Source organism: Pseudomonas sp. UBA5666 (assembly GCF_002420785.1).
GTDB lineage: Bacteria > Pseudomonadota > Gammaproteobacteria > Pseudomonadales > Pseudomonadaceae > Aquipseudomonas > Aquipseudomonas fulva.
In genome coordinates this window covers 1-23,035 of sequence record NZ_DIIQ01000044.1, presented here as the reverse complement: position 1 = coordinate 23,035, position 23,035 = coordinate 1, and the positions used below count along the sequence as shown (strand labels likewise).

Here is a 23,035-nt window from a genome sequence, read left to right as displayed (position 1 = left end):
GTGCTCGAAGTCAATGTTCCCAGGTGGCTGGGCAGCCGCTGCAGCCTTGCATGTTGGCGTCCTGGAAGTTGCCGTAGTGAAGGCGCGCGCCTTCCAGCTTGGCTTGTTCGAGGTTGCTCTGCCCAAGCTTGGCTTCCTGGAGGTTGGCATCGTTCAGATGCGCGCCGCGCAAGTCGGTCTTGTTCAGCCAGGCCATTTCCAGGTCGGCAGCCTGCAAGTTGGCCTGCTGCATCCTGGCGCCCGAGAGCCGGGCGAATTGCAGGTAGGCAGCGCTCAGGTCGGCGTTGGTGAACTGGGCGCCTTGGGCAAACAGCCCCCAGCCCTGGATGGCCATCAGCCGTGCACTGCTCAGGTCGGCCAGGCGCAGGTTGCTTTGCTGCAGGCTGGCGCGGGTCAGGTTGGCGCCCTGCAACCGGGCTTTTTCGAGATTGGCCAGGTCCAGCCGGGCGTGACGCAGGTCGGCATCGCGCAGGTCGGCGCCGGCCAGGTTCATCTTGCGCAGGTCCTGATTGGCCAGCTTGGCGCCCCGCAGGTTGGCGCCGGGGCATTGGCTGGCTTCGGCGATCACGCAGCCGTTGATGCTCAACGGCGTGTCGCCGTCATCGCTATCAATGGCCAGCGCCAACGCGGGAGTGATGGCCAGCAACAAGGCCAGTGGTAGAAAGGTCATGATCGAGTTCCCTGGACAGACGCAAAAGGGCGGGGCGCAGCCGGAGCGCGCCCCGCTGTCGGTCAACGTTGAGCAGTCGTGGTGTCCCAACTCGGTATCTTGAACACCCAGAACGAACCGCCTTGGGCCACTGGCTTGGTCAGTTCGGCCATGTCGCCGCCCCACAGCGGCACCGCCCCGCCATAGCCGACAGTGACACCGATGTATTGCTCCCCATCCTGCTCCCAGGTAATGGGCGGGGAAACGATGCCGCTGCCCGTCTGGAATTTCCAAAGCTCTTTGCCGGTCTTGGCGTCGAACGCCTTGAAGAAGCCGTCACCGGTTCCGGTGAACACCAGGTTGCCCTTGGTCGCCAGCACCCCGGCCCACAGCGGCAGGTGCTCCTTGTGTTCCCACACCAGCTTGCCGGTGGTCGGGTCCATGGCGCGCAGGGTGCCTACGTGGTCGTCGTACATGCGCTTGATGCGAAAGCCCATGCCCAGGTAAGCGGAGCCTTTCTTGTAGTTCACTTCCTCGGTCCAGTATTCCTCTTTCCACTGGTTGCCCGGGATGTAGAAAAGACCGGTGTCCTGGCTGTAGGCCATGGGGTTCCAGTTCTTGCCGCCCAGGAAGGGTGGCGAGACTTCCACCGGCTTGCCCTTGGTTTCTCCCGGCAGCGGCTTGGCGGGCCGTTGCCCTGGATTTTCCACGGGACGGCCGGTCTTGAGGTCGATGTGACTGGCCCAGGTGATGTTGTCGACGAAGGGGAAGGCGTTCTGCAGCTTGCCGTCGTTGCGATCGACCACGTAGAAGAAACCGTTGCGGTCGGCATGCCCCGTGGCCTTGATCACCTTGCCTTGCTTGTCCTTGTAGTCGAACAGCACCAGCTCGTTGTTGCCAGAGAAGTCCCAGGCGTCGTTGGGGGTGTGCTGGTAGAACCATTTGACCTCGCCAGTGCTGGGGTCCACGCCCACCTGGCCGGAGGTATAGAGGCTGTCGTAATCGTGCGGGTTGCCGTCCTTGGCGGTGCGTGCCCAGGTGTTCCAGGGGCCTGGGTTGCCGGCACCAACGATGATGGTATTGCTTTGGGCATCGAAGCTTGCACTCTGCCAGGGTGCGCCGCCGCCGTGGCTCCAGGCCTCCACCTTGCCGGTTTCGGTGGTCGGGTCATCCGGCCAGGACGGTGCCTTGACGTTGCCAGTAGGGGTGCTGTCCTTGCCATTGAGGCGGCCCATGTGGCCCTCGACGAAGGGGCGCATCCACACTTCCTCGCCGGTTTCCGGGTCACGGGCGAACAGCTGGCCCACCACGCCGAATTCGTCACCCGAGCTGCCGTGGATCAGCAGCACCTTGCCGCTGGTCTTGTCTTTGACCAGCACAGGCGCCCCGGTCATGGTGTAGCCGGCGCTGTGGTCGCCGAATTTCTTGTTCCACACCACCTTGCCGGTGTGTTTGTTCAGCGCGATGACCCGGGCGTCCAGCGTGCCAAAGTAGACCTTGTCGCCGTAAATGGCAGCGCCACGGTTTACCACGTCGCAGCACGGGCGAATGTTGTCCGGCAGGCGGTGGTTGTAGGTCCACAGGCGTTTGCCGGTCTTGGCATCGAGGGCGAATACCCGCGAGTAGGAGCCGGTGACGTACACCACGCCGTCGCTGACAATAGCCTGAGACTCCTGGCCACGTTGCTTTTCGTCACCAAAGGAGTAGGACCAGGCCGGGGTCAGCTTGAACACGTTCTTGTCGTTGACCTGGGCCAGCGGGCTCCAGCGCTGGGCGTTGGTGCCCATGCCGTATTGCAGGACGTCCCCAGTCGTGAGGTGGTCGTTGGCGATGTCTTCCCAGGTCACGTTCTTGCTGGCAGGTGCCGGGCTTGTGGTTGCCGCCGTGGCCACTGTCCCGGTGGCCAGGCTTGCGGCCAGCAGCAGGGCCTTCACGCTCAGGGCCAGGGGAGACGGGGCGGGTAGCGATCTTGTTGTCATGGTTGCAATTCCCTGTGGAGTTTGGCCCGCACAGCGTGGTCCGTCCGGACGCTGCGCAACAGGGAGAAAATCCCGCCGAGGCCGGGAAAACTTCCCACCGCCAACCTCTTTTCGCACGTCGTCGCAAGCCCTACTACCAAGGAACGAGCACCCGACCACCAAAGCAGCATACGGCCCCGGCGCCGCGGTTTCTAAGATGGCGGCACGGCCTCTGTGGTTGAGGCCTTGCGTGCAACCGTGAGGGCATAACAATGACAATCAAACGCAACGTCGTGCTGGCTGCCGGCCTGTTGGCCGGTGCCGTGTTGACCGGGTCGGCCTGGGCCCATGGCAACGTGGTGCCGCAGGCGGTGGAGACCCAGGGGCTGACCCCGATCAAGGAGGCTGGCGTGAGCCTGGATGCCGATGGCTGGGCGGCGGTCAACCCTTACCGCGAGTCACCCGAGCACGACAAGGCGGTCGAAATCGGGGCGTCGGCGTACAACCAGAACTGCGCGGCGTGTCATGGTCTTGAAGCCAAGTCCGGCGGCATCGCGCCTGACCTGCGCATGCTCGACGTCGGCGAAGCGGGCGATGAGTGGTTCGTCGAACGTGTGCGTCACGGTGCCGTGCGCGATGGCCGCGTATACATGCCCAAGATGGCGGACTACCTGAGCCAGGAAGCGCTCTGGGCAGTGCGCACTTACCTGGACAGCGTGCACGTGGAGGAATGAACGTCGTGCGCCACTGGGCGGCCATGTTCTGCGCCATTGCCGGTCTGCTGCTAGGGGCGGCGGCGGTGCAGGCGCAGGTGCGCAACTACGATTCGATCATCGCCGCAGGCGAGCTCAAGGTGGCGGTCTACAAGGACTTTGCCCCCTACAGTTTCCAGGACCACGGCCAGGCCCGTGGGGTGGACGTGGAGCTGGCGCAGGCGCTGGCCGACGGGTTGGGCGTACGCCTGCAACTGATCTGGGCACCGCCTGGCGAGAAGCTCGACGACGACCTGCGCGATTACATCTGGCGAGCAAGCCCCCTGCGTCACCAGCAGCTGGCCGATGTGATGATGCGCGTGCCCTACGACCAGGCCTATACCCAGAAGCGCAACGAATTGGGCGAGCTGGAAAACGGCCAGGTGGTGATGTTCGGCCCTTACCAGCAGGAGCGCTGGCAGGTGGCGTTCGATCGCAGGCGCCTGCCTGCGGTCAGTAGTATCGCGGCGCTAGAGGGTCACCCGGTCGGGGTCGAGGTGGACAGCGTGCCTTCGTTCTACCTGACATCGGTGTTCGACGGGCTACTGCGTGCCAGCGCGCGCCACTACCCCAGCGTGCAGCGAGCGTTCGCGGCCATGGGCAAGGGCGAGGTGGATGCGGTGATGGCCATGCGCGGTGAAGTGGATTGGCAACTGCACCAGGCCCGCGATCGGCACCTGCAGGTGGCTGAAAACGCCTACCCCAGCCTGGGCAAGCAGGTTTGGGACATCGGAATGGCGGTGCACGAAAGCAACCGGCAGCTGGCCTATGCCCTGGAAGAAACCCTGGAAACGATGATCCGCGAGGGGCGCATGCAGGCGCTCTACGCGCACTACGGGCTGCGCTACGAAGTCCCGGAGATGTACCAATAGGAGCGGACGATGAACTGGCGAGCGGGATTGGGGCTGGTGTGCATCCTGAGCGGGTCGGCTCATGGGCTGGGCGGTACACCTGTCAGCAATGCCGACCCTGTCCCTTCGGTGATGTGGGCGTTCTACCACAAGCAGATCTTGAACCAGGCGCCGTTCGTCTTCGATGATCGGGTCAAGGTGCTGGCGCCGCCTTTTGCCGAGGATGCTCGCCAGGTCCCGCTGGAGATCGATGCTCGGGCCTTGCCTGACGTGGTGCGGATTCTGGCCTGGGCCGAGCTCAATCCGTTGCCGCGCATCGTCGACTTCGAACCTGGGGAACAGGTCATGCCCTGGTTGTCGGTGCGCATCCGGGTCGAGCAGGCTACGCCGTTACGCGCAGCGGCGCTGACCCGCGACGGCACCTGGCATGTGGGATCGGCCCTGGTCGACGCAGCGGGTGGGGGGTGCACCGCACCCAGCGTGGTGCGCACCCAGCCTGGATGGGAGGAGCACTTGGGTGAAGTGCTCGGGGGGCGCTATCGGCGCCAGGATGGCAGCCGCTTGCGCCTGCAGATCGCTCACCCCATGGACAATGGCCTGGTCAGCGGGATTCCCGAGTTCTTCATCAACCAAGCTGAGTTGCTGGATGAACACGGGCAGCAGATCGCGACCTTGGTGCTTTATCCGGCGGTCAGTGAAAACCCAAGCCTTGGGTTCGATGTACGCGCACCGGGGCCTATCCGCCTGGTGCTTCAGGACAACAGCGGCAATCGGTTCGAAGCCGCCGTGCCTTGAACGTGGCCGGCGTGGTTTCATGCCCATGGGAGGTACCTGATGCGATGGATGATGCTCTTGCTGCTGGGCGTGGGCCTGCCGGCGCTGGCCGACTTCGACTACCGGCTAGCGCCGCGACAGATCGCCCAGGGCACCTGGGTACTTGAAGGCAGTACCGACAATTTCCAGAAGGCCAACGGCGGCAATGTCGTGAACACGGCGTTCATCGTGACCGACGCCGGTGTGGTGGTGATCGATAGTGGGCCGTCCAAGCGCTATGGGGAGGCCATGCGCCAGGCAATCGCCGGGGTCACGGACAAGCCCGTCATCGAAGTCCTGTTGACCCATCACCACCCGGATCATGTGCTGGGCAACCAGGCATTCGCCGAGGTGCCGATCGCTGCACTGGCCGGTACGACCGAGCTGTTGCGCCAGCAGGGCGATGCCATGGCCGAGAACATGTACCGTCTGGTCGGTGACTGGATGCGAGGCACCGAAGTGGTCTTGCCGACCGAGGTGGTACAACCCGGCAGGCGTGAAGTGGGCGGGCATCGACTGCGCCTGTTGGGCTTGGCAGGGCATACCGGCGCTGACCTGGCCATTTTCGATGAAACGACCGGCGTGCTGTTCGCGGGCGACCTGGTGTTCTACGAGCGTGCCCTGACCACGCCCAACAGCCCGGGGCTGGACGTCTGGCAACGTGACCTGGACACGTTGCAGGCCTTGCCCTGGCAGCAACTGGTACCGGGCCATGGCCCTGTCGCAAGCGATAGCAGGCCCTTTGCCCAGATGCACGATTACCTGCGTTGGCTGGATGGCCTGATGCGCGAAGGCGCCGAGCAGGGCGCCGACATGGTCGAGATGATCCGCAGCCCTGTGCCCGAGCGGTTTGCCGCGATCAGCCTGACGCGCTATGAGCTGATTCGAAGTGTCAGTCACCTGTACCCACGCTATGAAAAGCAGGTGATGCAACGGGTGGATGTGAGGCCCTGATAACGGCCAGGCCCTGTTCCCTTGTACCAAGGAACTAGGGTTTTGCGCATTGCGGTCAATTGCTGGCAGCCAGGGCGGGAACAAGAATTCCCGCCACACCGGGAAAATTTCCCGGCATAACAAAAAGCCAAAGGTAGCTGCCATGACCCGTACTCCATGCCGTCCCGTGTTTGCCTTGAGCCTTGTGTTCAGCGCCTTGCTGCTTGCCGGCGCAGCCCACGCCGGCGTCACCGATGCCGAGATCCTGCAAGACCCCAAGAACCCCCAGCAGATCGTGACCAACGGGCTGGGTGTGCAGGGCCAGCGCTACAGTCCGCTGGACATGCTCAACACCCGCAACGTCAAGGAGTTGCGGCCGGTTTGGGCATTCTCGTTTGGCGGCGAGAAGCAGCGCGGCCAGCAGGCGCAGCCGTTGATCAAGGATGGGGTCATGTACCTCACAGGTTCCTACTCACGGGTATTCGCCGTCGACGCACGCACCGGCAAGAAGCTGTGGCAGTACGATGCCCGCCTGCCCGACGATATCCGCCCTTGCTGCGATGTCATCAACCGAGGGGTTGCGCTGTACGGCAACCTGGTCTTCTTCGGCACCCTGGATGCCAAACTGGTGGCCCTGAACAAGGACACCGGCAAAGTGGTCTGGAGCAAAAAAGTGGCCGACCACAAGGAAGGCTACTCCATCAGCGCGGCGCCCATGATCGTTAACGGCAAGCTCATCACCGGCGTTGCCGGGGGCGAATTCGGGGTGGTGGGCAAGATCCAGGCCTACAATCCGGAGAATGGCGAGTTGCTCTGGATGCGGCCCACGGTCGAGGGCCACATGGGCTATGTCTACAAGGACGGCAAAGCCATCGAGAACGGCATCTCGGGCGGTGAAGCCGGCAAGACCTGGCCGGGCGATCTGTGGAAGACCGGCGGCGCGGCTCCCTGGCTGGGCGGCTACTATGACCCGGAAACCAATCTGATCTTGTTCGGCACCGGTAACCCCGCCCCCTGGAACTCGCACCTGCGTCCCGGCGACAACCTGTATTCGTCCTCGCGCCTGGCACTGAACCCGGACGATGGAACGATCAAGTGGCACTTCCAAAGCACGCCCCACGACGGCTGGGACTTCGACGGCGTCAACGAGCTGATAGCGTTCAACTACAAGGACGGGGGCAAGGAGGTGAAGGCCGCCGCCACGGCTGACCGCAACGGCTTTTTCTACGTGCTAGACCGCACCAACGGCACGTTCATCCGCGGCTTCCCCTTCGTCGACAAGATCACCTGGGCCACGGGCCTGGACAAGGACGGTCGCCCGCTCTACAACGACGCCAGTCGCCCGGGCGCACCGGGCAGCGAGGCCAAGGGCAGCTCGGTGTTCGTCGCGCCGGCCTTCCTGGGCGCCAAGAACTGGATGCCCATGGCCTACAACCGTGACACCGGGCTGTTCTACGTGCCTTCGAACGAATGGGGCATGGACATCTGGAACGAGGGCATCGCCTACAAGAAAGGCGCAGCGTTTCTGGGCGCAGGCTTCACCATCAAGCCCCTGAACGAAGACTACATCGGCGTACTGCGTGCCATCGACCCGGTCAGCGGCAAGGAAGTCTGGCGTCACAAGAACTACGCCCCGCTGTGGGGTGGGGTGCTGACCACCAAGGGCAACCTGGTCTTCACCGGCACCCCCGAGGGGTTCCTCCAGGCCTTCGATGCCAAGACCGGCGAGAAGGTGTGGGAGTTCCAGACCGGCTCCGGTGTCCTTGGCTCACCGGTGACCTGGGAAATGGATGGCGAGCAGTACGTGTCGGTGGTCTCCGGCTGGGGCGGGGCTGTACCGCTGTGGGGCGGGGAGGTGGCCAAGCGGGTCAAGGACTTCAACCAGGGCGGCATGCTCTGGACCTTCAAGCTGCCCAAGCAATTGCAGAGCGCCAGCGCAAACGCGCAGCGCTGAACCCTACTACCAAATGACGAGCGCCCCGCTGCCAACGATGCATTCGCCTGGCAAGCGGGGCTTTTTACCATCGTCGTATCGCCTGTCGCAGGCAGGCATCGACCCGCAGAGGCTCAGCATGATCTACGCACAACCCGGAACCCCAGGCGCCGTCGTGTCCTTCAAGCCACGCTATGGCAACTTCATCAACGGCCAGTTCGTACCGCCAGTGGCGGGGCAATATTTCACCAACAGCTCGCCGGTCAACGGCCAGCCGATCGCCGAATTTCCGCGGTCCACCGCCCAGGATGTGGACAAGGCCCTGGACGCCGCCCACGCCGCGGCCGATGCCTGGGGCAGAACCTCGGTGCAGGACCGCGCGCTGATGCTGCTGCGCATCGCCGATCGCATCGAGCAGAACCTGGAGGTGCTGGCGATTACCGAAACCTGGGACAACGGCAAGGCCGTGCGTGAAACGCTCAATGCCGACGTGCCGCTGGCGGCGGATCATTTCCGCTATTTCGCCGGCTGCATCCGAGCCCAGGAGGGCGGCGCCGCCGAGATCAACGAGGGCACCGTCGCGTACCATTTCCATGAACCGCTGGGTGTGGTGGGGCAGATCATCCCTTGGAACTTCCCTTTGCTGATGGCCGCCTGGAAGCTTGCCCCGGCACTGGCCGCTGGCAACTGCGTGGTGCTCAAGCCCGCCGAGCAGACGCCGCTGTCGATTACCGTGTTTGCCGAACTCATCGCCGACCTGCTGCCCGCTGGCGTGCTCAATATCGTCCAGGGCTTTGGCCGTGAAGCCGGAGAGGCCCTGGCCACCAGCAAGCGCATCGCCAAGATCGCCTTCACAGGCTCCACGCCAGTGGGCGCGCACATCATGAAATGCGCTGCGGACAACATCATCCCCTCGACGGTAGAGCTGGGCGGTAAGTCGCCGAACGTGTTCTTCGAGGACATCATGCAGGCTGAGCCCGCCTTCATCGAGAAGGCGGCAGAAGGGCTGGTCCTGGCCTTCTTCAACCAGGGAGAGGTGTGCACCTGCCCGTCGCGGGCGCTGATCCAGGAATCGATCTACGAGCCGTTCATGGCCGAGGTGATGAAGAAGATCGCCAAGATCAGCCGTGGCAACCCGCTCGATACCGACACCATGGTCGGCGCGCAAGCCTCCGAGCAGCAGTACGACAAGATCCTGTCCTACCTGCAGATCGCCCAGGACGAAGGCGCGCAATTGCTGGCCGGCGGCGCTGCCGAGCGCCTGCAGGGCGACCTTGCCAGCGGCTATTACATCCAGCCCACGCTGCTCAAGGGCGACAACAAGATGCGCGTGTTTCAGGAGGAAATCTTCGGGCCCGTGGTGGGTGTGACCACCTTCAAGGACGAAGCCGAGGCGCTGGCCATCGCCAACGACAGTGAATTCGGCCTGGGCGCTGGCGTGTGGACCCGCGATATCAACCGTGCCTACCGCATGGGCCGCAGCATCAAGGCCGGGCGCGTCTGGACCAACTGCTACCACTTGTACCCGGCGCATGCTGCGTTCGGGGGCTACAAGAAGTCGGGCGTGGGCCGCGAAACCCACAAGATGATGCTCGACCACTACCAGCAGACCAAGAACCTGCTGGTGAGTTATGACATCAATCCACTGGGCTTCTTCTAAGGCTCAGGCACCCTCGTCGATGGGCGCCGTGAGTTCGTTCCAAAGTAGCATTTGGCCCCGCGGCTGCCCGTGCATTAATGGCTGTACCGGAATCGTCCGGCCCAAGAAGAGGACACGCCATGTGGACCAAACCCACCTTCACCGACTTGCGCATTGGCTTTGAAGTGACGATGTACTTCGCTAACCGTTGATCCGCACGCCGGCCACCCTCGCGGTGGCCGGCGTCTTTCTACCCGCCAGGAACATGTTGAGCCGTGGAGCCGATCAGCCGTCAGCAGGCCTTGCAAGTGCACCGGCGGGCACGCTTGCGCTGGGAGCCGAGTACCGGCATGCATGTGCTCCAATGCCCGGGCATGGTCATCGAACTGACCGGCAGTGCCGGTTGGGTGCTGGAACTGCTGGACGGGCAGCGCAGCGTGGCCGTTGTGATCGAGCACTTGCGTCAGCGCTATGGGGACGTGCGAGGCCTTGAGGAGGATGTGCTGGGCTTTCTCGAGCTCGCCAGGGTCAGGGCCTGGGTCGAGTGAGCAACGATGCCACCTAGGTCTGGTTGCTTTCGTGGATGGATGCATTACGCTGGCACTCACCTTCCAGAACAATAAGATCAGGCTTGCCCATGAGCCAGAGTTTCAGCCCGCTACGCAAATTCGTTTCGCCTGAAATCATCTTCGGTGCCGGCTGCCGGCATAACGTGGCCAACTACGCCAAGACCTTCGGGGCCCGCAAGGTGCTGGTGGTCAGCGACCCCGGGGTGATCGCTGCCGGGTGGGTGGCCGACGTCGAGGTCAGCCTGCAAGCCCAGGGCATCGACTATTGCCTCTACAGCGCAGTGTCGCCCAACCCCCGGGTTGAGGAGGTGATGCTCGGCGCCGAGATCTACCGGCAAAACCATTGCGATGTCATCGTCGCAGTCGGCGGGGGCAGCCCGATGGACTGCGGCAAGGCCATCGGCATCGTGGTGGCGCACGGACGCAGCATCCTCGAATTCGAGGGTGTGGACATGATCCGCGTGCCCAGCCCCCCGCTGATCCTGATCCCGACCACGGCCGGCACCTCGGCGGATGTGTCGCAGTTCGTGATCATCTCCAACCAACAGGAGCGCATGAAGTTCTCCATCGTCAGCAAGGCGGTGGTGCCCGACGTGTCGTTGATCGATCCGCAGACCACCCTGAGCATGGACCCGTTTCTGTCGGCCTGTACCGGGATCGATGCCCTGGTGCATGCGATCGAGGCGTTCGTCTCCACCGGCCACGGCCCCTTGACCGACCCCCATGCCCTTGAAGCCATGCGGCTGATCAACGGCAACCTGGTGCAGATGATCGCCAATCCGACCGACATCGGCCTGCGCGAAAAAGTCATGCTGGGCAGCATGCAGGCGGGGCTTGCCTTTTCCAATGCCATCCTCGGCGCCGTGCACGCGATGTCCCACAGCCTGGGCGGCTTCCTGGATCTGCCCCACGGGCTGTGCAACGCGGTGCTGGTCGAGCATGTGGTGGCGTTCAACTACAGCTCGGCGCCAGAGCGTTTCAAGGTGATTGCCGAGGTGATGGGCATCGATTGCCGGGGCCTGAACCACCGGCAGATCTGCGCGCGTCTGGTCGACCACCTGATCGCCTTGAAATACGCCATGGGCTTCCATGAAACACTCGGGCTGCACGGTGTGCGCACCAGCGATATTCCATTCCTGTCGCAGCACGCAATGGACGATCCGTGCATCCTGACCAACCCACGTGCCTCCAGTCAGCGAGACGTCGAGGTCGTTTATGGCGAAGCCCTCTGAAGCGCAGCAGCGAGCACTGGCCGGGCTGCTCGGGCTGGGCGACCAGTCCGCGCGCAAGAGTCATTACCCGGAGCTGGCCGCGCGGCTGGAGGAACTGGAAGCTGAGCGCAACCGCTACAAGTGGTTGTTCGAAAATGCCGTTCACGGCATCTTCCAGGCCAGCCTGCAGGACGGCATGCGTGCTGCCAACCCGGCCCTGGCGCGGATGCTGGGCTACGACGACCCTCAGGCCGTACTGTTCTCGTTGACCGACCTTGGCGCCAACCTCTTCGTCGGGGGTGCTCAGGAACTGCACGCCATCACCACGACCTTGGCGCGCGAGCATAGCCTGCACGGTTACGAAACCCGCCTGCGGCGCCGTGATGGCAGCCACATCGACGTGCTCATGAACCTGTTGCGCAAACCCGGGCATGAGGGCTTGGTGGAAGGGTTCGTGGCCGATATTACCGAGCGCAAGCTGGCGCAGCAGCACTTGCAGCAACTCAACGATGAGCTTGAGCAGCGGGTGGCCGACCGGACCGACCAACTGCTCGAAGCCAATCGCAACCTGCACCAGCAGATCACCGAACGCAAGCAGATCGCCCGGGCCCTGCGCGACGCCCGGGACGCCGCACAACTGGCCAATCGCAGCAAAGACAAGTACCTGGCGGCGGCCAGCCATGACCTGCTGCAGCCGCTCAATGCCGCCCGCTTGCTGATCTCGACCCTGCGCGAGCGGCCGCTTGCGCAGGCCGAACAACTGCTGGTGGAGCGCACTCACCAGGCCTTGGAAGGGGCCGAAGACCTGCTGACTGACCTGTTGGACATCTCGCGACTTGATCAGGCCGCCGTGAAGCCGGACATGGGCGTGTACCACCTGAGCACCGTGTTCGCGCCGCTGGTGTCTGAGTTCGAGCCAGTGGCCGACGCCGCAGGGCTCAAGCTCAGGGCGCGCATTCCCGACGTTGCCGTGGGCACCGATCTGCGGCTGATGACCCGTATCCTGCGCAATTTTCTCAGCAATGCCTGCCGCTACACGTCAACGGGCGGCGTGCTGTTGGCGGCGCAGCGGCGTGGCCATTACCTGGCGCTGCAGGTATGGGATACCGGGCGCGGTATCCCGGAAGATCGCCTGGAGTCGATCTTCCTCGAGTTCAACCAGTTGGATGTGGGCCGTGCAGCCGAGCGCAAGGGGGTTGGCCTGGGCCTGGCGATCGTCGAGCGCATCGCCAAGATACTCGAGCATCCGGTACGGGTGCGGTCGCGGCCCGGACGAGGGTCGGTGTTCACGATTGAGGTGCCAATGGCAAGCTGCCTGCCGGCTGCTACCCCAGTGGTCCTCCTGCAGCCGAGCATGGGGGACCCACTGCCGGGGCGGCGGCTGCTGGTGCTGGATAACGAGTCGAGTATCTTGCACAGCATGGGCGCCTTGTTGAGCCAATGGGGGTGCGAGGTCGTCACGGCTTTGGATCAGCACGCGGCCTGTATCGCGCTGCAGGGTCGGCCGCCAGAATTGATTTTGGCCGACTATCACCTGGATCATGGCGTTTTGGGGTGCGACGTGGTTGAGCGGTTGCGTGAGCAATTCGGGTGCACGATCCCTGCGGTCATCATTACCGCCGACCGCAGCGACGAAGGCAGGCGGGCGTTCCAGGCGCTGGGCATGCCGGTACTGAACAAGCCGGTAAAACCCGGGAAACTGCGCGCGGTGCTCAGTCAACTGCTGACCTGACCGACAATCGGGCAGCGTATTTCACGGAATTTAAGCGTTGGCACGGATATCTCATGGAAGTTGGCCATGCCCGGGTCGGGTGGGTCATGCGACCACGCGTTGGTGAACAAGAACAACAAGGGGGCTTACATGAGCTGTCTGATATGCGCAGGACAAGCAGAGTCCGTCGAATGTGCCGGCGGGTGGGAGCAGCGCCAGTGCGCCCAGTGTGGGTGTTACCGAATGTCCCAGGCATTGATTCTGACGATGATGGAAGAAGGCCAGATATTCGACACTGCTCGCATGCGCCAGTGGCTCATGGTGAGCAGGGACAGCATGCCGGTGCCTTGCATTGACCACGCTCAGGCGATTCTGATGCCGTGAGGTGGTGGAGGGCTCTGCGGGTGCAGAGCCCTGCGTCAGTCAGAGAATGGGCTTGCCGCCTGTCACTGCATAGCGCGAGCCGCTGATGTAGCTCGCTTCGTCCGAACCCAGCAGCACGTAGATCGGGGCTACTTCCACCGGTTGGCCCGGGCGGCCCATGGGGTAGCTGGAGCCGAAATTCTTGACTGCTTCGTCGGGCATGGTCGCGGGGATCAACGGCGTCCAGATCGGGCCTGGCGCTACGCTGTTGACGCGTACCCCTTTTTTGGCCAGCAGTTGCGCAAGCCCTGCGGAGAAGTTGGCGATGGCGCCTTTGGTCGCCGCATAGGCCAACAGCGAGGAAGACGGATCATCGGAGTTGACCGAGCTTGTGTTGATGATCGAGCTGCCTTTGGGCATGGACGGCAAGGCGGCCTTGCAGATGCGGAAGATCGCCGTGATGTTGGTGTCGAAGGTTTTCACCCACTCGTCGTCTTCGATTTCCTCGAACGTTTCGTGGGCCATCTGGAAGGCGGCGTTGTTGACCAGGATGTCGATGCGGCCGAATTCGGACACGGTTTTTTCCACGATCGCATGGCATTGCTGCTTCTGCGCCAGATCGCCTGGCAGCAGTAGGCACTTGCGCCCGGCTGCCTCGACCCAGCGCGCGGTCTCCTTGGCGTCTTCGTGTTCGTCCAGGTAGGAGATAGCGACATCGGCGCCTTCACGGGCATAGGCGATGGCCACTGCGCGGCCAATGCCGCTGTCGCCGCCAGTAATCAGCGCTTTCTTGCCCTCGAGCCGGCCATGGCCGACGTAGGTCTGCTCGCCGCAGTCCGGTACCGGGTCCATTTTCGGCTGGGAGCCGGGCACTGTCTGGGGTTGGGAGGGGAAGGGCGGGGTAGGGTAGTCGCGCATGGTAAAAGCTCCTGCAGTTGAGAATGCTCGTACCTGTTCGAAAGGTCCCGTTGCCCTGGGTTGACTCGGATCGATGATTGGGACGACGAGCGGCTCTTGGCAAGCCTTAAGCGTGTTTCCCCATGCGCGTGAGCATGGGGAAACAGCGTCGGCGCTACCTGTGTTTACCGCGCACGCGCCACGCGCCCCATGCCAGGCCCAGCGTGGCCGCAACCACCGAGCCTGCCAGCACGCCCAACTTGGCCGCACCCAGCGCCGCTGGGCTGGCGAACGCCAGGTTGGCGATGAAGATGGACATGGTGAAGCCAATGCCGGCCAGCAGCCCGATCAAGGTGATGCCGCTCCAGTTGACCCCTGGCGGCAGCGAGCACACGCCCAGGCGCACCATCAGCCAGCTGATGCCGACGATGCCCACTGGTTTGCCGATGACCAGCGCCGCCATCACCGACTCCATCACCCAGCGCGGCGTCTCGCTGTCCAGGTTGACGCCCGACAGGCTCACCCCGGCATTCGCCAAGGCAAACAGCGGCATGATCCCGAATGCCACCCAAGGGTGCAGCGCGCTTTGCACACGCACCACCGGCGGCAGCACTTCACGTTGGGCCACGCGCAGCTGCTTGAGGGGCGTCAGCAGTTCGCTTGCGTCTTGGGCCGCGGCTTTGGCGCGGCCGACTACCTCATCGCTCAGGCGCGACACGGCTTCTACGGGGCGCTCCCACATGGGTCGGCTGGTGACAGGGGTCATCAGGCCGAGTACGACGCCTGCCAGGGTAGGGTGGGCGCCGGTCATCAGCACACCCACCCATGTGATCGCGCCTGGGATGACGTAGGCGAAGGCCGAGCCGACGCCAATGCGCTGCATGAGCAGGACCAGCAGCACGCCCACTGCCGCGACAGCGAAGCCTAGGTAGTCCAGGCCACCGGAATAGAACACGGCGATGATCAGCACGGCGATGATGTCGTCGATGATCGCCAGGGCCAGCAGAAAGACGCGAATATTCGACGGGATCGACTTGCCCAGCAACGCCAATACGCCGACCGCAAAGGCGATATCGGTGGCTGTCGGCACGGCCCAGCCTTGCTGTTCGCTGGGCGCATGGCCGAAGCCCAGGTAGACCATGGCAGGCACGGCGACGCCGCCCATGGCTGCCACCATGGGCAAGGACGCCTGGCGCAGGCTGGAAAGGGCGCCTTCATGAATCTCGCGGCGAATCTCCATGCCGACCACGAGGAAGAAGATCGTCATCAGGCCGTCGTTGATCCAGAAATGCAGGGACTGGGAATAGACCAGCGAGCCGATGCCCAGCGTGATTGGCGTATGCCAGAGGGCGTCGTAACTGGCGGCGGCCGGGGAGTTGGCCCAGATCAGGGCGGCGATGGCGGCGATCAGCAGTACCACACCACTGACGGCTTCGATGTGCAGGAAACGTTCGAGGCTGGCCAGCGCGCGCTCGGCCAGTTGCTGTGCTTTGGGGACCATCGTGTTTTGCATAGGCGCAATAACTCCCGCATGGCGGCCCGACCTGCGTAGCTTGTTTAACCTGCTTCACTGCCCCAAGCAGCTAGCACCCGGGCGCGATTGTAGCGCAACTGGCCACGTGTGGGGAGACTGAGGTCGGTGACGCCGGGCTAAGCACCGCGCTGCATGTGGGTGGCGTTAGACAACTACCTCAAAGACAGGTCTCGAAGCTGGCTGAGTGACGCTTTTGCGACTCACAGGTGCTTCATGACAAACTCGCCGTTCTCCGATGATTCCGTGGATGCATTCATCGCCGACCGACTGCCACCCTGGATGACTGATGCCACGGTCGAGCAGCTCCAAGTCCTGCATCAGGCGCTGCTTGACCAGCAACGGGCGCGTGAGCAGGTTCAGGCCGTTTTCGCCCAAGTGCAGCCTCTGGACGACTTCGCCAGCACATTACTTGAGGCGGCATTGCAAAGGCTCTTGCACCGGCCGGTGGACGTCCGAGCTGCCAGGCTTCATCGCGTGGTGCATGTACGTTACCCGTCCGGTGTAACCGCCATTCCTGATCGCGTGGTTCCCAAGACGCTGGAGCAACCCTTGCTGGCCTGTGCGTTACACAATTTTGATCGGCGAGAGACCGCCGAGGTAGCCTGGTTGCCACAGTCGAACGTGCTGGATGCGGATGGGACGGTGCTCCCCTTGCGTCCGCGGGCTTTCGCGGGGGTCTGTCGGTCCTTGGACCTGGGCGCTGCTTACCAGCAGCACCTCAAGCAGGTGCTGTTTGCCGACGACAAGCGCCGACGCGAAGTCAACGCGGACCTTGAAGAGGGGTGGCGCCGCAGCCTACTGGCCGCTGTAGAGCTCGCGCGGCTACAGGGCGTCGTGAAGGGTGCGGAGCTTGATCGCCTGGTCAGTGCTGTAGCCGGCGCTGTCGAGCCACTGCCAGGCGCGTTCAGCGAAATTCGGCTGTTTGGCCGAGTGGTGACCGGTGTTACGGTGTTCGAACCTGCGTCTGAGCACGGCTCATCCGCGCCACAGAATCTGATCGTGTGGATACCTGACGATCCCCATGGCGCCATTGGCGCTTACCCTTCGTGGTCGCAGTTGTTTCGCAGCCTTGGCACGCGTTTGCGCGACCCTGCGTACCGGCAGTTCTTCCAGCGCTTCATCAAGGAGCATGATCGCCTGCATTTCAGCCAGCGCTTCCAGCATGCGCTGGGCAGCGCAGCGGCTGAGGACCCCATCGAACTGGACGGTCGCCACCAAGTCATCCACGGTGCACTGATCGCGCACCTGCGCAGCGTCCAGGTCGACACCCTGCTCGAGGACGCGCAGTCCCTGGCTGTGCCCAGCACGGCGGTGGACAGTCAAGCGCGCGACCGGCGTAACCACTTACTCAAGGGTCTTGGGCTGGACCTGCTGGGCTTGGCCAGTTTCTTCGTACCCGAGCTCGGGTTGCCCTTGCTCGCACTGGCGGCGCGCCAGGTTACCGATGACGTGATCGATGGCTACCACGAGTGGGCGCTTGGCGATCGAGAGGCAGCGCTCGGTCATCTGATGTCGGTGGCGCAAAACGTCGTCATGATTGGGGTAGGCGCCGCTGTTGGTGCAGCCACGGGCCGGATGCTGGCGCGAGAGGGCGTCATCGATGAACTGGCACCTGTGCTGACGCCTGCGGGCGAGCAGCGCCTGGCCCGGGTCGACCTGCCAGGTTATGCGGTTCCCGACTCGCACCTGATGGCCGGGCAGCGGGGTTTGCTCAATGGGCGTTTACACGTGGCCGTAGAGGGCAGTGCCTACAGGTTGGGGCCTAGTGAGTATCGCGCGACGATTGAGCATCCGCAGCGTGTCCAAGCCCCTGCAGTTAGCCTGGAAGACAATGAGGCGGGCGGGATGCGCCATGCACTGGAGCGCCCTCAGGAGTGGTCCGACGTCGGCATGCTGGTGGCGCGTCTGGGCTCGAACCTGAGTTCGGTTAGCCCAGCAGCGGTGCGCGCGGTGCTGCGCAGTGTAGGGCTGGACGAAGCCGCGTTGCGTCGCTTGCATCTTGAAAACGCACCTGCACCTGCGCGGTTGTGTGATGCCGTGCACAGATACGAGCTGCATCGAGCGTTCCCCCGCCTGCGTGGACAAGCCTTCGAAGCGCATTGGCATGAGGCACAGGAAGTGCCCGCGCTGGCGGCCGAGCCGCTGCACCGCGATTTTCCAGCACTTTCCACGCGCGCTGGCCGGGAGTTGCTCACGGCCGCGGGCGATACCGAGCTCAGGCAGTTGCTGGAGCAACGCAAAGTGCCGCTTGCGCTGGCCGAGCGGGCACGATGGGCGTTGCATGACGCACGCCTGGATCGTGCGTGTGCCGGTTTCGAGCAGGCCAACGCCGTTAACAGGGATACCGAGCGGTTGGCTTTGGCATTGCTGCACCGCGACTGGCCTTGGGCTGCGGCAGTCAAGATAGAAGTGCACGAGGCGCAATTCGGGGGCGACATGCGAGCCAGCGTAGGCGCTGACACGGCACCCGAGACCCGCTGCCTGATTCATAAGGCACAGGGGTACCTGATAACCGATCATGCAGGACGTCCCCTGCACGGTGCTGTGGCCAGTGATGATTTTTTCCAGGCATTGCTGCGCACCCTTGACCCCGAGCAGCGCGTTGCCATGGGGGCGGCCTCGGGGGCCCCGGCCGATCTTGCCAGCGCGCTGGCAGACCGTGCCTTTGCTGACCGGACACAGGCTGCGCGGCTCTTGGGCATGGTGCCGGTGGGCAAGCCAAGGCCTGCGATGCGCCTTGGCGATGGACGTATCGGCTATAGGCTGAGTGGCCGTCCGGAAGGGTCGCGGCAAGCCATGCTTCGGGGCTACCAGCAGATCTTCCCGACGCTGAACGAGATGGAAATCGAAGTGTATCTTGAGCGGGTGCGGTTGCAGGGCGAGCAACCGTGGGATCACCTGCGCCAATTGCAGCAGTGCCTTGTCGATCTGGGTGAAAACCTGGCAGCCTGGCGCCGAGAAGCAACCACTGCGCCTTTGCCTGAGCGCCGTCGACAGATTGCTCGTCGCATCCGCCAATGCTGGCGGCGTAAGCGACCCGATGCCGATGGCGAGTACCGCCTGGTCATCGACAGCGAGCGCATCGAAAGTCTTCCGCTGTTGCCTGAGCAAGCGTCGTTCGATCACGTCACCCACCTGACAATTCGCCGCGCCTACTTGTCGGGCATCACCGAGGGGTTTCTCCAGCGATTCCCCAATGTACGCACCCTGGACTTGAGCCACAACTTGCTAAGCAGTGTTCCAGAAGGCTTGCAGGCACTGACCCAGCTCACCGAGCTGCGCCTGACGCGCAACCAGATCGTGATCGACGACGCAGGCCTGGCCAGGCTCAGTGCATTGACCAGGTTGCGCATCCTTGACCTGTCGCATAACCCTATCGATCGGCTGCCACCGCTGGGACGGTTGCTGGATCTACAACGGCTGCACTTGCGTGGCACGGGCTTGAACGAGTTGCCGATAGAGGTATACATGCACCCCGCGTTGGAAGACATCGACCTTCGCGACAACCATATCGCGGGCATGAGCCCGACCCTTGCTCACTCCCACCGGCGTCTGGCTGGGCTAAGCCTGCACGATAACCCTGTGCCCGAACCCACGCAGACCGCGCTGCGCAGCACTCTGGGCGAAGTCGGGGCAACGGCCTTGCCTGTGCGCCGTCATGGCCCTGGCGGGCAAGAATCCCTTGAGCGCTGGTTGGCGGACTCCAGCCCTGAGGAGCGTGGGATTCGCTCCGAGCATTGGGCGGCGCTGACCGACGAGCCTGGCAGCGATGACCTGATGCGGTTCTTCAACGACCTTGGGCGCTCGAACGACTATGACTTTCAAGGCATCGATCTGCGCAGGCGTATCTGGGCGTTGATCGAGGTGTGTGTCGAGCATTCGCAGGTCCGTGAAGCTGTCTTCCAGCAGGCAGCGGGCCCGCGCACCTGTGCTGATCAGATGCTGCTGATGCTTAGCCTGTTCGAGGTGCGTGCCCTGGTCGAGACCCGCACCGCAGGGCTTGCCGCCGCAGACACGGCGCCTGCTCTCGTGCGCATTGGCCGCGAGCTGTATCGCCTGGACGAGGTGGATCGCGTCGCAGCCCAGCACATTGCCAGCGAGCGGGCCAGCAACCCCTACGGCCTGATCGATGAAGTGGAGATACACCTGGCATATCGGGCAGGGTTGGTCCGGCCGTTGGGACTGCCGGCTCAATCACGCTACATGTATCACCGGGTATTTTCCGACGTCGACGATGTGCGTCTGCGTGAAGCCGCACGCAGTATTCTGCTGGCTGAAAGCAACGCGCGGATTGCCGATTCGCTACTGCAGCGCACGTTTTGGATGGATTTTGTGCGCACTTCGTATGCAAACGAATACGAGACATTGAACCAGCCCTACCACGTCCAGCTCGAGGCACTTTTGCAGGGCCAGGAAGGTATGACCGAGCAGCAGATCATCGAGGCCGTGGGTAAACTTGCCGATGAGCGCAGCGCGGCCGAGCGCCAGCTGACCCTGTCATTGACCTTGCGGCTGCTGCTGGAGCATCCCTGGGAGGGAGAACTGGCGTAACTACCGGGCCCGTCATTGATGGGCCCGCTTATCCGCTGGCGGGTGTGGGCCTCAGAAGTTGTAGCGCAGGGTTGTCATGACGTTGCGTGGTGCGCCGTAGATGCCACCCGCCGTGGTCGTCAGGTAGTGCCTGTCGAACAGGTTACTGACGTTCACACTGGCTGAAAGCTGTGGAGTGACCTGGTAGCGAGTCATCAGGTTGACCAGCGCATAACTGCTCTGGGTGGTGGCGTAGCTCAAGGCGTAGCCCGTTTCACTTTGCCAGTTGACCCCGCCGCCGACAGTCCATTTATCCAGCTCGCCCGGCAGGCGGTAAGTGGTGAACAGCTTCACGCTGTTGCGCGGAATCTCGGTGACGATGCGCTCGTCGTTGGTATCGAAGCTGACGTTATAGGAATAGCCCGCCATTACCTGCCAGCCTTCAGCCAGCTCACCGTTGACCTCAAGCTCCACACCTTCGCTCGTGGTGCCGCTCTCGGCGCGATACGCCTGAAACCCGTTAGGCTGGAGCAGGCGCCCATCGGCGATTGCCAGGTTGTCCTGCTCTACTCGGAACAGGGCCAGGCTCGCGGTCAGGCGTTCGTCGAGCAGGTCGGCTTTCAATCCTACTTCGTAGCCTGTGCCTTCCTGTGGGTCGAGGGGCGAGCCCTTGACGTCGCGGATCTGGTTACCTTGCGGGTTGAAGATTTGGGTATAGCTGGCGTAGGCAGCCCAGGTATCGTTCAGGTCATAGACCAGCCCAGCATAGGGGATGACCACACCATTTTCGGTGCGCTCGGTGCGTTGACGCGAGCCACTATAGAGCGCGCTCTTGTTCACCCTGTTCCAGTCGACCACGCGCGCCCCGAGGATCAGCCTGGCGGCGTCGCTCAGGTGCAGCCGCGAGGTCAAGTAGCCGGCGTACTGGGTTTCGGTCATGTCGGTGGTACCGATTTGGGTGAACACTGGCTTGGGGGACGACCCGTTCCAGTTGAAGATGTTGTCGATGGTGTCGTCGTAGCCTGTTCGAGCGCTCTGCCAGCCGCCGAAGTTGGAGGTGCCTCTTTCCTCGGTCCGCGACAGGGTCACGCCACCGATCAATTCGTGCTCGCGCCCCAGGGCGTCGAAGGTGCCGGTGAGATAGGCGTCCAGGCTGTCCTGGGTGGGCGCTGCCTTCCAGCGTGTCGGGTTGATCGTTGCACCGGCACCGGTTGCTGGGTCGATTTCGCCATCGACGTAGGCGATCACGGTGTCGTAGTCGTTGCGCGCGTGGGTGTACTCCACCTTGCCGCTCCACCCGTTGGCGAACTGATGTTCAAGCGAGGTGAAGAGGGTACTTTGCTGCCGATCATAGTAGCTCCAGTTTGGCGCGGTATTGAACGAGCGGGAGAAATGTGTGCGTGCCCCGTCCGTGGTGAACAGCGGGAAGCCGGTGCGAATGGGGGCGGTACTGTGGGTGACCTGATGGCTGAGGCCCAACGTCAGCAGGGTCGTGTCGCTCAGGTCCAGTTCGGTGATGCCATATAGGGTCGAGATTGCTTGGCTAAAGCGGTCGATCCAGGCGTGCTGGTCCTTGTGATCGGCCACCAGGCGGCCGCGCAGCCTGCCGCTTTCATCGAGCGCGCCGCTCACATCAACACCCAGGCCATAGCGATCCCAGCTACCAGCCTCGGCGCTCAGTTGCACGTGAGGATCAACGGTGGGGCGTTTGCGAATCAGGTTGATGGTGGCCGATGGGTTGCCCATGCCACTGATCAGGCCCGTGGCGCCGCGCACGATTTCCACGCGGTCGTACATGGCCGTGTTCTGGGTGTAGTTGTCCATGTTCGCCGACGTGGGGACGCCGTCGATCTCGAAGTTGCGGATGGCAAAGCCCCGTGACAGGTACGCCGTACTGTCGGCGCCCAGACTTTCGCGAATGACGGTGATGCCGGTGGTCGCGTCCAGTGCGTCGGTGAGGGTATCGAGCTTCTGGTCGTCCAGGCGCTGGCGCGTCAGGACCGTGATCGATTGTGGGGTTTGCTTGAGTGACAGGTTCAGGCGCGTGGAGCTGCTGGACGATTCGGTCGTGTAGGCGCCTGAACCTTCGGTGAGTGCGCCGGGGGCCTTGCCGGAAATGCTCAGGGCGGTCAGTTCCATCGCCCCGCTGTTGCTCGGGGCGGGGGGGAGCACTAGGTAGCCACCATTGGTGTCGCGACTGAGGCGCAGGCCAGTGCCTTGCAACAGGTGATTAAGCCCTTCCCATGCGCCGTAGCGTCCTTGCAGGCCGCTCGAGCGCAGGTCGGCGAGGGCGTTACGATCGAACGACACCGAAAGGGCGGCGCGCTGGGCGTATTCGTTCAGTACGCTGTCGAGGGGGCCTGGGGCGATATCGTGGCTGATGGTCTTCACCTGATCAGCTGCCAAGGCGGGTAGGTGGTCAAGCGGTGAGAGGGCAACGGCTAGCAAGGTTAGGCGCAATATCTGGGTACGTGAAAGTGATTGGGTGCGAAGTGTCATGGCGTGTCCTTTCGTCCTAGGCGTGATCGCGGGTTATTCCGCCGCTTTTTTATATGAACGAACGAGCACGATGATTCACCAGGGTTGTTGGGGATGAGCCTTGGCTAGGGTGATATTCTATGGCCCTACAAGACTAATTTCAGTTGCAATACATCTTGCAGGGCGCGCGGCTTGCAGTTGCAGTTGCAGTTGC

The 23,035-nt window shown here is 63.3% G+C and carries 17 protein-coding genes; 12 read left to right on the top strand and 5 right to left on the bottom strand.

Features of this window, described 5'->3' with window-relative positions; genetic code table 11:
* Window positions 1–10: 10 nt before the first annotated feature.
* Window positions 11–670 carry a pentapeptide repeat-containing protein gene (locus tag B2Y33_RS19150; protein WP_206405263.1) on the bottom strand — a complete coding sequence of 220 codons (660 nt, stop codon included), beginning with the start codon at window positions 668–670 and terminating at the stop codon, window positions 11–13.
* 62 nt (window positions 671–732) lie between these two features.
* Entirely contained in the window at window positions 733–2,628 is a 1,896-nt protein-coding gene (gene exaA, locus B2Y33_RS19145; protein WP_027914777.1) for a quinoprotein ethanol dehydrogenase, read from the bottom strand.
* 251 nt (window positions 2,629–2,879) lie between these two features.
* Here exaA and pedF point away from each other — a divergent pair, with 251 nt between their 5' ends.
* The 11 genes from pedF (at window position 2,880) to B2Y33_RS19090 (ending at window position 13,403) form a co-directional block, all read left to right on the top strand.
* A complete protein-coding gene (gene pedF, locus B2Y33_RS19140) occupies window positions 2,880–3,341 on the top strand; it encodes a cytochrome c-550 PedF (protein ID WP_027914778.1) in 462 nt (153 codons plus the stop codon).
* Window positions 3,338–4,231: a substrate-binding periplasmic protein gene (locus B2Y33_RS19135; protein ID WP_140174380.1), complete on the top strand. Its 894-nt coding sequence runs from the start codon at window positions 3,338–3,340 to the stop codon at window positions 4,229–4,231. Before pedF ends, B2Y33_RS19135 begins: the two co-directional genes overlap by 4 nt.
* A 9-nt stretch (window positions 4,232–4,240) precedes the next feature.
* Complete coding sequence (locus B2Y33_RS19130; protein ID WP_206405262.1) at window positions 4,241–5,005, top strand: quinoprotein dehydrogenase-associated SoxYZ-like carrier; 765 nt, start codon at window positions 4,241–4,243, stop codon at window positions 5,003–5,005.
* Between the two features lie 39 nt (window positions 5,006–5,044).
* Window positions 5,045–5,977 carry a quinoprotein relay system zinc metallohydrolase 1 gene (locus B2Y33_RS19125; protein WP_128610561.1) on the top strand — a complete coding sequence of 311 codons (933 nt, stop codon included), beginning with the start codon at window positions 5,045–5,047 and terminating at the stop codon, window positions 5,975–5,977.
* 142 nt (window positions 5,978–6,119) lie between these two features.
* Window positions 6,120–7,910 carry a PQQ-dependent alcohol dehydrogenase PedH gene (gene pedH / locus B2Y33_RS19120; RefSeq protein ID WP_206405261.1) on the top strand — a complete coding sequence of 597 codons (1,791 nt, stop codon included), beginning with the start codon at window positions 6,120–6,122 and terminating at the stop codon, window positions 7,908–7,910.
* 118 nt (window positions 7,911–8,028) lie between these two features.
* Window positions 8,029–9,549 carry an aldehyde dehydrogenase family protein gene (locus tag B2Y33_RS19115; protein ID WP_206405260.1) on the top strand — a complete coding sequence of 507 codons (1,521 nt, stop codon included), beginning with the start codon at window positions 8,029–8,031 and terminating at the stop codon, window positions 9,547–9,549.
* Window positions 9,550–9,668: 119 nt separating this feature from the next.
* On the top strand, window positions 9,669–9,740 hold the full coding sequence (gene pqqA, locus B2Y33_RS19110; protein ID WP_080672057.1) for a pyrroloquinoline quinone precursor peptide PqqA: 72 nt from the start codon (window positions 9,669–9,671) through the stop codon (window positions 9,738–9,740).
* Window positions 9,741–9,803: 63 nt separating this feature from the next.
* Window positions 9,804–10,076 (top strand): pyrroloquinoline quinone biosynthesis peptide chaperone PqqD, encoded by a 273-nt coding sequence (gene pqqD, locus B2Y33_RS19105; protein ID WP_027914784.1) that lies wholly within the window; start codon window positions 9,804–9,806, stop codon window positions 10,074–10,076.
* Between the two features lie 89 nt (window positions 10,077–10,165).
* Window positions 10,166–11,329, top strand: a complete 1,164-nt coding sequence (gene ercA / locus B2Y33_RS19100; protein WP_206405259.1) for an alcohol dehydrogenase-like regulatory protein ErcA — start codon at window positions 10,166–10,168, stop codon at window positions 11,327–11,329.
* A complete protein-coding gene (locus B2Y33_RS19095; RefSeq protein ID WP_111475338.1) occupies window positions 11,313–13,040 on the top strand; it encodes a PAS domain-containing hybrid sensor histidine kinase/response regulator in 1,728 nt (575 codons plus the stop codon). The genes ercA and B2Y33_RS19095 overlap by 17 nt, the downstream gene beginning before the upstream one ends.
* Before the next feature lie 222 nt (window positions 13,041–13,262).
* On the top strand, window positions 13,263–13,403 hold the full coding sequence (locus tag B2Y33_RS19090; RefSeq protein ID WP_165919249.1) for a hypothetical protein: 141 nt from the start codon (window positions 13,263–13,265) through the stop codon (window positions 13,401–13,403).
* 39 nt (window positions 13,404–13,442) lie between these two features.
* Here B2Y33_RS19090 and B2Y33_RS19085 read toward each other — a convergent pair whose 3' ends face one another.
* Window positions 13,443–14,300 carry an SDR family oxidoreductase gene (locus B2Y33_RS19085; RefSeq protein ID WP_027914787.1) on the bottom strand — a complete coding sequence of 286 codons (858 nt, stop codon included), beginning with the start codon at window positions 14,298–14,300 and terminating at the stop codon, window positions 13,443–13,445.
* Between the two features lie 154 nt (window positions 14,301–14,454).
* Window positions 14,455–15,792 (bottom strand): Na+/H+ antiporter NhaA, encoded by a 1,338-nt coding sequence (gene nhaA / locus B2Y33_RS19080; RefSeq protein WP_206405258.1) that lies wholly within the window; start codon window positions 15,790–15,792, stop codon window positions 14,455–14,457.
* Window positions 15,793–16,026: 234 nt separating this feature from the next.
* Here nhaA and B2Y33_RS19075 point away from each other — a divergent pair, with 234 nt between their 5' ends.
* Complete coding sequence (locus B2Y33_RS19075) at window positions 16,027–20,364, top strand: NEL-type E3 ubiquitin ligase domain-containing protein (protein WP_206405257.1); 4,338 nt, start codon at window positions 16,027–16,029, stop codon at window positions 20,362–20,364.
* Between the two features lie 51 nt (window positions 20,365–20,415).
* On the opposite strand, the gene B2Y33_RS19070 is transcribed toward B2Y33_RS19075, so the two are convergent.
* Window positions 20,416–22,842: a TonB-dependent siderophore receptor gene (locus B2Y33_RS19070; protein WP_206405256.1), complete on the bottom strand. Its 2,427-nt coding sequence runs from the start codon at window positions 22,840–22,842 to the stop codon at window positions 20,416–20,418.
* Between the last annotated feature and the right edge of the window lie 193 nt (window positions 22,843–23,035).

What these genes read in the sequence shown, in the direction of transcription:
- B2Y33_RS19150 (WP_206405263.1), bottom strand. Translation starts at nt 670, where the DNA reads ATGACCTTTCTACCACTGGCCTTGTTGCTGGCCATCACTCCCGCGTTG.
- exaA (WP_027914777.1), bottom strand. Translation starts at nt 2,628, where the DNA reads ATGACAACAAGATCGCTACCCGCCCCGTCTCCCCTGGCCCTGAGCGTG.
- pedF (WP_027914778.1), top strand. Translation starts at nt 2,880, where the DNA reads ATGACAATCAAACGCAACGTCGTGCTGGCTGCCGGCCTGTTGGCCGGT.
- B2Y33_RS19135 (WP_140174380.1), top strand. Translation starts at nt 3,338, where the DNA reads ATGAACGTCGTGCGCCACTGGGCGGCCATGTTCTGCGCCATTGCCGGT.
- B2Y33_RS19130 (WP_206405262.1), top strand. Translation starts at nt 4,241, where the DNA reads ATGAACTGGCGAGCGGGATTGGGGCTGGTGTGCATCCTGAGCGGGTCG.
- B2Y33_RS19125 (WP_128610561.1), top strand. Translation starts at nt 5,045, where the DNA reads ATGCGATGGATGATGCTCTTGCTGCTGGGCGTGGGCCTGCCGGCGCTG.
- pedH (WP_206405261.1), top strand. Translation starts at nt 6,120, where the DNA reads ATGACCCGTACTCCATGCCGTCCCGTGTTTGCCTTGAGCCTTGTGTTC.
- B2Y33_RS19115 (WP_206405260.1), top strand. Translation starts at nt 8,029, where the DNA reads ATGATCTACGCACAACCCGGAACCCCAGGCGCCGTCGTGTCCTTCAAG.
- ercA (WP_206405259.1), top strand. Translation starts at nt 10,166, where the DNA reads ATGAGCCAGAGTTTCAGCCCGCTACGCAAATTCGTTTCGCCTGAAATC.
- B2Y33_RS19095 (WP_111475338.1), top strand. Translation starts at nt 11,313, where the DNA reads ATGGCGAAGCCCTCTGAAGCGCAGCAGCGAGCACTGGCCGGGCTGCTC.
- B2Y33_RS19090 (WP_165919249.1), top strand. Translation starts at nt 13,263, where the DNA reads ATGTCCCAGGCATTGATTCTGACGATGATGGAAGAAGGCCAGATATTC.
- B2Y33_RS19085 (WP_027914787.1), bottom strand. Translation starts at nt 14,300, where the DNA reads ATGCGCGACTACCCTACCCCGCCCTTCCCCTCCCAACCCCAGACAGTG.
- nhaA (WP_206405258.1), bottom strand. Translation starts at nt 15,792, where the DNA reads ATGCAAAACACGATGGTCCCCAAAGCACAGCAACTGGCCGAGCGCGCG.
- B2Y33_RS19075 (WP_206405257.1), top strand. Translation starts at nt 16,027, where the DNA reads ATGACAAACTCGCCGTTCTCCGATGATTCCGTGGATGCATTCATCGCC.
- B2Y33_RS19070 (WP_206405256.1), bottom strand. Translation starts at nt 22,842, where the DNA reads ATGACACTTCGCACCCAATCACTTTCACGTACCCAGATATTGCGCCTA.